Origin of the sequence: Xanthobacter autotrophicus ATCC 700552, from assembly GCF_043194565.1 — a bacterium.
Lineage (GTDB): Bacteria > Pseudomonadota > Alphaproteobacteria > Rhizobiales > Xanthobacteraceae > Xanthobacter > Xanthobacter autotrophicus_F.
On the sequence record NZ_JBAFVS010000006.1, the window covers coordinates 227,413 to 239,437 of the forward strand.

Here is a 12,025-nt window from a genome sequence, read left to right on the forward strand (position 1 = left end):
TCAGAAGAGCGAACGGGCAGCGGCACCCGCCGCCTCAATAAGAGGAGCGGGATAGACGAAATAGAAGATGGTGAAAAGCCCACTCACCGCCAGCACCGCCTTCAGCTCCGTCGGCATGGGGTCGAAGGCATCGACCGGCTCGTCGAAATACATGATCTTGACGACGCGCAGATAGTAGAAGGCGCCGACCACCGAGGCAAGCACGCCCACCACCGCGAGGCCGTAGAGCCCGGCCTGGATCGCAGCGACGAACACATAATATTTGGCGAGGAAGCCCGCCAGCGGCGGGATGCCGGCCAGCGAGAACATGAGCGCGCCAAGCGCGAGCGCCATCAGCGGATTGCGGCGGGCGAGGCCGGCCAGGTCCTCGATGGTCTCCACCGCCTGGCCCTTGCGGCGCATGGTGAGCACGCACGCGAAGGTGCCAAGCGTCATGACCACATAGATGGTCATGTACAGCAGCACGCCGCGCACGCCCTCCGCCGTGCCGGCGGCCAGGCCCACCAGCGCGAAGCCCATATGGCCGATAGAGGAATAGGCGAGCAGGCGCTTGATGTTGCGCTGGCCGATGGCGGCGAAGGCGCCGAGCACCATGGAGGCGAGCGAGACGAAGGCCACGATCTGCTGCCACTGGTGGGTGACGTGCGGGAACGCCTCGATGACGACGCGCACGAAGATGGCCATGGCAGCGACCTTGGGCGCCGAGGCAAAGAAGGCCGTGACCGGGGTCGGCGCGCCCTCGTAGACGTCGGGCGTCCACATGTGGAACGGCACCGCGGACACCTTGAAGCACAGTCCTGCCAGCAGGAACACGATGCCGATGATCAGCCCGAAAGAGGGCTCCTTGGCCACGGTGGCGATCTGCTGGAAGTTCACCGAGCCGGTGAAACCATAGATGAAGGAGGCGCCGTAAAGCAGCATGCCCGAGGACAAGGCCCCGAGCACAAAATACTTCATGCCCGCTTCGGTGGAGCGGATCGAGTCGCGGTTGATCGCCGCGACCACGTAGAGCGACAGGCTCATGAGCTCGAGGCCAAGATAAAGCGCGATCAGGTCACCTGCCGAAATCAGCATGCACATGCCGAGGGTGGCGATGACGATGAGCACGGCATATTCGAACTTCGCCTGCTTCTCCCGAGCCTGCCAGTCCACCGCCATGATCAGCGAGACCACGGCGCCGAGCACCGCCAGCAGCTTCATGAAGCGGCTGTAGGCATCCACCACGAGGGAGCCGTTGAAGGCGGTGACCTCGACGGCGGGCTGCAGCAGCACCAGCACGCCGACCGCCGCCAGCACGGCGATGGCGAGGCCGGTGACAAGATTGGCTGACCCCTCCCCGCGGAACGCGCCGATGAGGATCAGCACGATCGCCGAGATGGCGAGCACCAGTTCGGGCAGGATCGCGCCGATGGGAGGCAGGAGCTGCGTCATTGAGGCGACCTCGAGGATTAAAAGCTCAGCAGCAGGGCGGTCTTCACCGCGCCCGCCACAGAATCGGTACGCGCGACCACCGCGTTCACCGCATGGGACGTCATGTTGAGGATCGGCGCGGGCCACACGCCGAACAGTATGGTGAGGATCACCAAAGGCACCATGATCACCATCTCACGGGGGGTGAGATCCATCATGGACTTCAGCTTCTCCTTCTCGAGCGGCCCGAACACCACGCGCAGGTAGAGCCACAGGGCGTAGCCCGCCGAGAGGATCACGCCTGTCGCGGCGAAGAAGGCCACCCAGGTGTTGCGCTCGAAAGCGGCGAGCATGGTCAGGAATTCGCCGATGAAGCCCGAGGTCCCCGGCAGGCCCACGTTGGCCATGGTGAAGATCATCAGCACCGTGGCGTAGAGGGGCATGCGGTGCACGAGACCGCCATAGGCCGCAATCTCGCGGGTGTGCAGGCGGTCATAGATGACGCCCACGCACAGGAACAGCGCGCCGGAGACGAAGCCGTGGGAGATCATGAGGAACATGGCGCCCTGCAGGCCCTGCTCGTTCATGGCGAAGATGCCCATGGTCACGAAGCCCATGTGGGCGATGGACGAATAGGCGATCAGCTTCTTGATGTCCTCCTGAACGAGGGCCACCAGCGACGTATAGATGATGGCCACCACGGAGAGGGTGAACACCAGCGGCGCGAAATAGTGGCTCGCCTCGGGGAACATGGGCAGCGAATAGCGCAGGAAGCCGTAGCCGCCCATCTTCAGCAGCACGCCCGCCAGGATGACGGAGCCGGCGGTGGGCGCCTCCACGTGGGCGTCGGGCAGCCAGGTGTGCACCGGCCACATGGGCATCTTCACCGCGAAGGAGGCAAAGAATGCAAGCCACAGCCAGGTCTGCATGCCCGACGGGAAGCCGTAGGTGAGCAGCGTCGGCACGTCCGTGGTGCCGGCCTGCCAGTACATGGCCATGATGGCGAGCATCATGAGCACGGAGCCGGCCAGCGTGTAGAGGAAGAACTTGAACGCCGCATAGACGCGCCGCTGACCACCCCAGACGCCGATGATGAGGAACATCGGGATGAGGCCGCCCTCGAAGAAGAAGTAGAAGAGGACGAGATCCAAGGCCGAGAAGGTGCCGATCATCAGCGTCTCGAGCACCAGGAACGCGATCATGTATTCCTTCACGCGCTTATTCACGCTCTCCCAGGAGGCGAGGATGCAGAAGGGCATGAGGAAGGTGGTGAGGATGACGAAGGGCAGCGAGATGCCATCCACACCCATGTGGTAGGCGGCGAGCTCGCCCAGCCAGGCTGTCTTTTCCACGAACTGGAAGCCGGGCGCGGCAGGGTCGAACCCGGTCAGCAGCAACAGCGACACCACGAAGGTGACAAGGGTCGTCCACAGCGCCACCCAGCGGGCATTGCGCGCGGCGACCTCGTCGTCGCCCCGCACCACCAGGATGAAGAGCGCGCCGACAAGCGGCAGGAAGGTGACGACGGAGAGGATGGGCCAGTCGGTCATCGTCACACTCCGGCGAACATGAACCAGGTGATGAAGGCCGCGACGCCGATAAGCATCACGAAGGCGTAGTGGTAGAGGTAGCCGGTCTGGAGCCGCACCACCCCGCGTGTCACGTCGAGCACGCGCGCCGACACGCCGTTGGGGCCGAAGCCGTCAATGATGGTGCCGTCGCCGCGCTTCCACAGCAGCCGGCCGATCCATAGGGCTGGCTTCACGAAGATGCGGTCGTAGAGCTCGTCGAAGTACCACTTGTTGAGCAGGAACTGATAGAGCGCATCCTGCGACTTGGCGAGCGCCACCGGGACCGTGCGGTCGACGATGTAGAACCAGTAGGCAATCACGAAGCCAAACACCATCATCAGCGTGGGCAGGTATTTCGCCCACAGCGGGATGTCGTGCATATCATGGAGAATGTGGTTTTCCGCGCCCATGAAGATGGAGTGACGGAAGAAATGGTGCACGCCCTCGCCGGCGAACACATTGTAGAGCGTAAAGCCCGCGATCACCGAGCCCACCGCCAGCACGCCGAGGGGAATGGTCATCACCCGCGGCGATTCATGAGCCGCCTCGTAGTGGTGATGATCGTGCGGATGGCCATGGAAGGTGAGGAAGATCAGCCGCCAGGAATAGAAGGAGGTCAGCGCCGCCGCAGCAACCGTCATCACCCAGCCGTAGAGGGCGAAATAATTGTGCGAGGCCCAGGCCGACTCGATGATGGCGTCCTTGGAATAATAGCCCGCGAGGAAGGGGAAGCCGGTGATGGCCAGGGTCCCGATGAGCATCATGGCGTAGGTGAAGGGGATCTTCTTGTAGAGCCCGCCCATGTTCCGCATGTCCTGCTCATGGTGCATCGCGTTGATGACCGAGCCCGCGCAGAGGAACAGCAGTGCCTTGAAGCAGGCGTGCGTCACCAGGTGGAACACGCCGATGGAGTAGGCCCCCGCGCCCATGGCGACGAACATGTAGCCGAGCTGGGAGCAGGTGGAATAGGCGATCACCTTCTTGATGTCGTTCTGCACCAGGGCAACCGTGGCCGCGAACATGGCGGTGGTGGCACCGGTCAGCATCACCACGTTGAGCGCGGTCTGGGACAGCTCGAAGATGGGCGACATGCGCGCCACCATGAACACGCCGGCGGTCACCATGGTGGCGGCGTGGATGAGGGCGGAGACCGGGGTCGGCCCCTCCATGGCGTCGGGTAGCCAGGTGTGCAGCAGGAACTGCGCCGACTTGCCCATGGCGCCGACGAACAGCAGCAGGGCGATGACCGTGGGCGCGTCCCAATGGTGGCCGAGGAAGGGAATGGTCTTGCCGGCCAGCGACGGGGCCGCCGCGAACACCTGCTCGAAGGCGATGGAGCCGGTCATCACGAAGATGGCGAAGATGCCCAGCATGAAGCCGAAGTCACCCACGCGGTTGACCACGAAGGCCTTCATGGCCGCCGCATTGGCGGAGGGCTTCTGGTACCAGAAGCCGATGAGCAGATAGGAGGCGAGGCCCACGCCCTCCCAGCCGAAGAACAGCTGGAGCAGATTGTCCGCCGTCACCAGCATCAGCATGGCAAAGGTGAAGAGGGACAGGTAGGCGAAGAAGCGCGGCCGGCTCGGATCCTCGTGCATGTAGCCGATGGAGTACAGGTGCACCAGCGAGGACACGGTGGTGACCACGATCAGCATGATCACGGTCATGGTGTCGATCCGGAACGCCCAGTCGACCTTGAGGTCGCCCACATGGATCCATTGCATCACCTGGACCCGCGTGTCGTGTTCGCCGAACCCCACGCTGAAGAAGGCGATCCAGGACAGGAGGCAGGCGATGAACAGCAGGGAGGTGGTCACCACCTCGCTGGCCCGCGCGCCCATGGTGCGGCCGAACAGGCCGGCGACAAGGAAGCCGAGGAGGGGGAAGAAGACGATCGCCTGATACATGGCCTCAGCCCTTCATGGCGTTGATGTCCTCGACGGCGATCGAACCGCGGTTGCGGTAGAACACCACGAGGATGGCGAGGCCGATGGCCGCCTCGGCCGCCGCGACCGTGAGGACGAACAGCGCGAACACCTGTCCCGTCAAATTCCCGAGAAAGGCCGAGAACGACACCAGGTTGATGTTCACGGCGAGCAGGATCAGCTCCACCGACATGAGGATGACGATCACATTCTTCCGGTTGAGGAAGATGCCCAGCGTCCCCAGCGTGAACAGGATCGCCGCGACGGTGAGATAGTGGGAGAGACCGATGACCATGCCCATCCCCCTCAAAGCCCCTGGCCGGGACGCACCTTGACCACGTCCATGGCGGACTTGGCGGTGCGCGCGACCTGCGCCGAAACGTTCTGGCGCTTCACATTCACCTTGTGGCGGAGCGTGAGCACGATGGCGCCGATCATGGCGACGAGGAGCACGAAGCCCGCCGCCTGGAAGAAGTAGATGTAGTCGGTGTAGAGCACCCGACCGATGGCCTGGACGTTGCCCACGTCGCCGGCCGCGGGTGGCGCGGACGCCACCGCCGAAGCGACACCGGGCCCGGCCACCCAGGCCCCCGCCACGAGCACCAGCTCGGCGAGGAAGATGAGGCCGACCACAAGGCCCACCGGCAGGTATTGCAGGAAGCCCTGGCGCAGCTCCACGAAGTCCACGTCGAGCATCATCACGACGAAGAGGAAGAGCACCGCCACCGCACCCACATAGACCACCACCAGGATCAGCGCGAGGAACTCCGCCCCGATCAGGATGAAGAGCCCCGCCGCATTGACGAAGGCGAGGATGAGGAACAGCACGGACTGCACCGGGTTGCGGGAGGAGATCACCATGAAGGCGGACGCCACCAGCACGAAGGCGAAGAGATAGAAAAACGCTGCCGCGACGTTCATGCGCGAAGCCCCCCTCCCCGCGGCGCGCCCGCGCCGGTCATGTCCGGCCCCGAATGGCGGCCGGCCTGTCGATTGCCTTGACGCATCCCAAAAGTCCACTGTCGTGTCGTCGCGCAGGACGCGTGACGCTCGGCTGTCCCCCACTGCCGGCCGAAAGCCGGCAACACCTGTCCCTCGCCTTCCGGCCACCGGCCGGAAGCGCGCTCATCGATACGGCGCATCCATTGCGATGGACCGCGCGATCTCGCGCTCCCACCGGTCGCCGTTCGCGAGCAGCTTTTCCTTGTCGTAATAGAGTTCCTCGCGGGTCTCGGCGGCGAACTCGAAGTTCGGCCCCTCGACGATGGCATCCACCGGGCACGCCTCCTGGCAGAAGCCGCAATAGATGCACTTCACCATGTCGATGTCGTACCGGGTGGTGCGGCGCGTGCCGTCATTGCGGCGCGGCCCGGCCTCGATGGTGATGGCCTGCGCCGGGCAGATGGCCTCGCACAGCTTGCAGGCGATGCAGCGCTCTTCCCCATTGGGATAGCGGCGCAGCGCATGCTCGCCGCGAAAGCGCGGGGAAAGCGGCCCCTTCTCGAAGGGATAGTTCAGCGTCGCCTTGGGCTTGAAGAAATAGCGCATGGCGAGGAAGAAGCCGGAGACGAGCTCCGTCAGGAAGAGACCGCGCGCGGCCTGATCGAGCTTCATGAACGCTCTCCCGGAAGGCAGTGCGGAAGAAGGACGGGCGCGGTCATCGCGGCGCCATCCCGGTGAAGTGCAGGACGCTCGCGACCACCACCACGGCAACCAGCGAGATCGGCAGGAACACTTTCCAGCCAAGTCGCATGAGCTGGTCGTAGCGATAGCGCGGCACCATGGCCTTCGCCATGGCGAAGAGGAAGAACATGAAGCACAGCTTCAGCACGAACCACACCACGCCCGGCACCCAGGTGAAGGGCGGGAACGGCAGGGGCGAAAGCCAGCCGCCGAGGAACAGGATGGTCGCCATGGCGCACATGGTCATGATGGCCACGTACTCGCCGAGCATGAACAGCAGGTAGGGCGTCGAGCCGTATTCGGTCATGAAGCCCGCCACCAGCTCAGACTCCGCTTCCACGAGGTCGAAGGGCGGACGGTTGGTCTCGGCCAGGGCCGAGATGAAGAAGATCACGAACATGGGCAGGAGCGGCAGGACATACCAGTTCAGGAAGCCGAACCGGCCGTTCTGCGCCTCGACGATGGCCGAGAGGTTGAGCGAGCCCGCGCACATCAGCACCGTGATGATCACGAAGCCGATGGACACCTCGTAGGACACCATCTGCGCGGCGGAGCGCAGGGCCGCCAGGAAGGGGTATTTCGAGTTCGAGGCCCAACCGCCCATGATGATGCCGTACACGCCCAGCGACGAGATGGCGAAGATGTAGAGCACGCCCACGTTCAGGTCGGCGATCACCCAGCCCTCCGCCAGCGGCACCACGGCCCAGGCGGCGAGCGCCAGCACGCAGGTCACCAGCGGAGCGAGCAGGAAGATCGCCTTGTTGGCGCCCGCCGGAATGGTGGGCTCCTTGAACACGAACTTCAGAAGATCAGCGAACGACTGGAACAGGCCGAAGGGACCCACCACGTTCGGCCCGCGCCGCAGCTGCACCGCCGCCCAGATCTTGCGGTCGGCCAGCAGGATGAAGGCGATGAAAACCAGGAGCGCCACGAGCAGAGCAAGACTCTGCCCGAGGATGATCAGCACCTGGATAAGGGTATCCTGCCAGTTCATGTCCTCGATCCCGTGCCGCTTGCAGCTGTCCCGTTCACGCGCGCCACCATCCCCGTCACTCCGCCGCCTGCGCCAACGCCGCGAGGCGCAGGGCAGAGCACTCGGCCATCACCGCGGAGGCGCGGGCGATGGGGTTGGTGAGAAAGAAGTCCTCGATGGGCAGCGCGAAGGCTGCCTTGTCCACCGTGCCACCGGCCTGCGCCAGCGCCGACACGGCCGCCGGGTCGGCCGCCGCCACCTCGTCGATATGGCCGAGATGGGGATAGGCGGCAACCAGTTGCGCCCGGAGCGCCAGCACATTGTCGAACGGCAGGGTCTGGCCCAGCACTTCCGACAGCGCGCGCAGGATGGCCCAATCCTCGCGGGCCTCACCGGGCGGGAAGGCGGCGCGGTTGGCGAACTGCACCCGGCCTTCCGTATTCACATAGAGGCCGGACTTTTCGGGATAGGCGGCGCCGGGCAGGATCACGTCCGCCCGGTGGGCGCCCTTGTCGCCGTGGGTGCCGAGATAGACCACAAAGGCGCCGGGGGCGACCTCCACCTCGTCGGCGCCCATGAGGAAGGCAACGTCGAGGCCGCCCGGAGCGATCATGGCCGCCACGTCAAGGCCACCCGCGCCCGGCACCGCGCCCACGTCGAGGGCGCCGACCCGCGCTGCGGCGGTGTGGAGCACCGAAAAACCGTTCCAGCCGTCCTTCACCGCACCGCAGGCGACCGCGACACGCGCCGCCAGCGCCAGTACCGCGGCGCCATCCGGCCGCGCCAGAGCGCCCTGCCCGACGATGATGAGCGGCCGCTCCGCCTTGCGCAGCACCTCGCCGAAGGCCCCGGTGCCGGCGAGATCGGACAGGCTTTCCGGACCGGCGCCGAGATACTCATAAGGGTAGGTCAGGTCGACCCTGGCGCCGACCAGGCCCACCTTGAGCCCGCCCTGCCGCCAGCGCTTGCGGATGCGCGCATTGACGACGGAGGCCTCATGGCGCGGATCCGTGCCCACGAGCAGGATGGCGTCGGCCGCCTCGATGCCGGCGATGGTGGGATTGAACACATAGGTGGCGCGGCCCAGCGCCGGGTCGAGCGCCGCGCCGTCCTGACGGCAGTCGATATTGGCCGAACCGAGCTTGGCGATCAGCGTCTTGAGGGCGAACACCTCTTCCACACTGGCGAGATCGCCGACGATGGCGCCCACCTTCGCCGCCGGAGCAGCCTTCACCTTGGCCGCGATGGCGGCGAAGGCTTCGCTCCAGGACGCAGCGACCAAGCGGCCGTCCTTGCGCACATAGGGCCGGTCGAGGCGCTGGACCTTCAGGCCGTCCCACACATAGCGGGACTTGTCGGAGATCCACTCCTCGTTCACCAGGTCGTTGTTGCGCGGCAGGATGCGCATGACCTCGCGGCCGCGGGTGTCGATGCGGATGTTGGAGCCAACCGCGTCCATCACGTCGATGGACTCGGTCTTGATCAGCTCCCACGGCCGGGCATGGAACTGGTAGGGCTTGTGGGTCAGCGCCCCCACCGGGCAGAGGTCCGCCACATTGCCCTGCATCTCCGAGCGCATGGCGTGCTCGAGATAGGTGGTGATCTCCATGTCCTCGCCGCGGCCGATGGCGCCGAGGTCCGGCACGCCGGCCACTTCCGTGGAGAAGCGCACGCAACGGGTGCACTGGATGCACCGGTTCATGGAAGTGCGCACCAGCGGGCCGATATACTTGTCTTCAACGGCGCGCTTGTTCTCGGCGAAGCGCGAGGTGTCCGCGCCATAGGCCATGGCCTGGTCCTGCAGGTCACACTCGCCGCCCTGGTCGCAGATCGGGCAATCCAGCGGGTGGTTGATGAGCAGGAACTCCATCACCCCTTCGCGGGCCTTCTTCACCATGGGGCTCTTGGTGAGCACCACCGGCGGCTCGCCATTGGGGCCGGGACGCAGGTCCTTCACCGCCATGGCACAGGATGCGGTGGGCTTGGGCGGCCCGCCCTTCACTTCCACCAGGCACATGCGGCAATTGCCGGCAATGGACAGGCGCTCATGGAAGCAGAAGCGCGGAATCTCGACGCCCGCCGCCTCGCACGCCTGGAGCAGCGTGTATTCGGCCGGTACATCGACTTCTGTGCCGTCGACGACGATCTTCGCCATCACTTCCACCTCTGCCTTATGCCGCGCTGTACACGGCGGGCGACGCGGCGCAGCGCGCCGGACCTCCCATGTCAGTCCCAAATCCCGCCTGTCGCGACACGCGCGCCACGCGGGACATTCTCACTCCGCCGCCACCGGAACCGGGTCCGGATGTGGGTTGGCGGCATATTGGTCGATCCGCTCTTCGATCACATGACGATAGTGGCGGATGAGGCCCTGAACCGGCCACGCGGCGGCATCGCCCAGCGCGCAGATGGTGTGGCCCTCGATCTGGGTCGTCACTTCCAGCAGCATGTCGATCTCGCGCTTCTGGGCGCGACCCTCGGCCATGCGGTTGACCACGCGCCACATCCAGCCCGTGCCCTCGCGGCAGGGCGTGCACTGGCCGCAGCTCTCGTGCTTGAAGAAGGCGGAGATGCGGGCGATGGCCTTGATGATGTCCGTGGACTTGTCCATCACCAGCACGCCGGCGGTCCCGAACGACGACTTCACCGCGCGGGTGCCGTCGAAGTCCATGATCAGGTCTTCGCACTGCTCGGCCGGGATCACCGGGCAGGACGCGCCGCCGGGGATGATGCCCAGCAGATTGTCCCAGCCGCCGCGCACGCCGCCGCCATGCTTGTCCACCAGCTCCCGGAACGGGATGCTCATGGCCTCTTCCACCACGCAGGGCGTGTTCACGTGGCCGGCCAGGCTGAACAGCTTGGTGCCCACATTGTTCGGCCGGCCGATGGAGGAGAACCACGCCGCACCCCGCCGCAGGATGGTGGGGGCCACCGCGATGCTCTCCACGTTGTTCACCGTGGTGGGGCAACCGTAGAGGCCCATGTTCGCCGGGAAGGGCGGCTTCAGCCGCGGCATGCCCTTCTTGCCCTCAAGGCTCTCCAGCAGCGCGGTTTCCTCGCCGCAGATATAGGCGCCCGCGCCGTGGTGCACGTAGAGGTCGAAGGGGTAGTCGTAGATATTGTCCTTGCCGATCAGGCGGGCCTCATAAGCCTCGTCGATGGCCGCCTGCAGGCGGTTGCGCTCAAAGATGTATTCACCGCGCACATAGATGTAGGCGGCATGGGCGCCCATGGCGAAGGAGGCGATCAGGCAGCCCTCGATCAGCGTGTGCGGATCGTTGCGCATGATCTCCCGGTCCTTGCAGGTGCCGGGCTCGGATTCGTCGGCGTTCACCACCAGATAGTGGGGGCGCCCGTCGGACTGCTTGGGCATGAAGGACCACTTCATGCCGGTGGAGAAGCCGGCTCCGCCGCGGCCACGCAGGCCGGACGCCTTCATCTCGTTGATGATCCAGTCGCGGCCCTTCTCCAGGATGGCCTTGGTGCCGTCCCAGTTGCCGCGGGCGAGCGCGCCCTTCAGACCGAAGTCGTGCAGGCCGTAGAGGTTGGTGAAAATGCGGTCCTTGTCGGCGAGCATGGCGGTCACTCCCCTGCGCCGGACGGCTTGGTGGCGTCGGCCGTGACGGCCTCGCGTTTCTCGCGGGTGTCCGCGCCGTCCGCCGCCTTTTCCTGAGCCGCCGAGATGGCGGCGGTGGGATCGACCGGGCTCTCGGCCGCCGCGCGCGGCAGGCCGGCGGCGAGGAGGTCCGGGGTCTCGGTGGTGGGTGCGTCGGCGAAGCCGGGCAGGCTGGTCTTGAACTCGTAGAGCGCGGTGTCGAGCAGCACCCGTGCGCCGCCCTCGGGCTCCGAGCCGCGCCGCGAATTCTGCGGACCCACCTTCACGGGACGGCCGGCGGCGAGATCATCGAGCAGTGTCTCGAAGGTCTCAGGCGTCAGGTCCTCATAATAATCATCGTTGATCTGCACCATGGGCGCGTTGGTGCAGGCACCCAGGCATTCCACCTCAAGCCAGGAGAAGGTGCCGTCGGCGGAAATGTGCCGCTCGTGGCCGATCTTCTTCTCGCAGACGTGGCGGATGGCCTCGGCGCCGCGCAGCATGCAGGGGGTCGTGCCGCACAGCTGCACGAAATACTTCCCCACCGGCTCCAGGTTGAACATGGTGTAGAAGGTGGCAACCTCCAGCACACGGATGTTCGCCATGCCGAGGCGATCCGCCACCGCGCGGATGGCGGGCTCGGGGAGCCAGCCGCCGGCGGCTTTCTGTGTCTCCCACAGGAGCGGGACCACGGCGCTGGCCTGCCGGCCTTCCGGATATTTCGCGATCAGCTTCTGGGCGACGGCCTCAAGCTCCGGCGTGAAGTCGAAGCTCTCGGGCTGCTCGGCGGCGAGGCGGCGGACGGACATGGGGTCAGATCCCGGAACGAGCCGGGCGCGAAGCGCACGCCGGCATCGGGCGGAGGGAA

10 protein-coding genes are annotated in these 12,025 nt (G+C 65.8%); all 10 read right to left on the reverse strand.

All coding sequences use genetic code 11. The annotated features are described in order from the left end of the window. The 10 genes from nuoN to nuoE all read right to left on the reverse strand — a co-directional run bounded on the left by nuoN (window position 1) and on the right by nuoE (window position 11,966). Complete coding sequence (nuoN, locus tag V5F48_RS09165) at window positions 1–1,431, reverse strand: NADH-quinone oxidoreductase subunit NuoN (protein WP_394110754.1); 1,431 nt, start codon at window positions 1,429–1,431, stop codon at window positions 1–3. Window positions 1,432–1,448: 17 nt separating this feature from the next. After that, window positions 1,449–2,960, reverse strand: coding sequence for an NADH-quinone oxidoreductase subunit M (locus tag V5F48_RS09170; protein WP_394258439.1), 1,512 nt, complete (start codon window positions 2,958–2,960; stop codon window positions 1,449–1,451). Between the two features lie 2 nt (window positions 2,961–2,962). Next, window positions 2,963–4,888 (reverse strand): NADH-quinone oxidoreductase subunit L, encoded by a 1,926-nt coding sequence (gene nuoL / locus V5F48_RS09175; protein WP_394258440.1) that lies wholly within the window; start codon window positions 4,886–4,888, stop codon window positions 2,963–2,965. Window positions 4,889–4,892: 4 nt separating this feature from the next. Beyond that, the gene (gene nuoK / locus V5F48_RS09180) at window positions 4,893–5,201 is read right to left on the reverse strand and encodes an NADH-quinone oxidoreductase subunit NuoK (protein WP_149574477.1); all 309 of its coding nucleotides are present in this window, start codon (window positions 5,199–5,201) and stop codon (window positions 4,893–4,895) included. Window positions 5,202–5,212: 11 nt separating this feature from the next. Beyond that, a complete protein-coding gene (locus V5F48_RS09185) occupies window positions 5,213–5,827 on the reverse strand; it encodes an NADH-quinone oxidoreductase subunit J (RefSeq protein WP_394110757.1) in 615 nt (204 codons plus the stop codon). A gap of 204 nt (window positions 5,828–6,031) precedes the next feature. Next, window positions 6,032–6,520: an NADH-quinone oxidoreductase subunit NuoI gene (gene nuoI / locus V5F48_RS09190; RefSeq protein ID WP_012116595.1), complete on the reverse strand. Its 489-nt coding sequence runs from the start codon at window positions 6,518–6,520 to the stop codon at window positions 6,032–6,034. 43 nt (window positions 6,521–6,563) lie between these two features. After that, entirely contained in the window at window positions 6,564–7,583 is a 1,020-nt protein-coding gene (gene nuoH / locus V5F48_RS09195) for an NADH-quinone oxidoreductase subunit NuoH (RefSeq protein WP_394258441.1), read from the reverse strand. A 55-nt stretch (window positions 7,584–7,638) separates the two neighbouring features. Next, complete coding sequence (gene nuoG, locus V5F48_RS09200) at window positions 7,639–9,717, reverse strand: NADH-quinone oxidoreductase subunit NuoG (RefSeq protein ID WP_394258442.1); 2,079 nt, start codon at window positions 9,715–9,717, stop codon at window positions 7,639–7,641. A 120-nt stretch (window positions 9,718–9,837) separates the two neighbouring features. After that, window positions 9,838–11,139: an NADH-quinone oxidoreductase subunit NuoF gene (gene nuoF / locus V5F48_RS09205; RefSeq protein WP_394110760.1), complete on the reverse strand. Its 1,302-nt coding sequence runs from the start codon at window positions 11,137–11,139 to the stop codon at window positions 9,838–9,840. A 5-nt stretch (window positions 11,140–11,144) separates the two neighbouring features. Beyond that, complete coding sequence (gene nuoE, locus V5F48_RS09210) at window positions 11,145–11,966, reverse strand: NADH-quinone oxidoreductase subunit NuoE (RefSeq protein ID WP_394258443.1); 822 nt, start codon at window positions 11,964–11,966, stop codon at window positions 11,145–11,147. Window positions 11,967–12,025 lie beyond the last annotated feature (59 nt).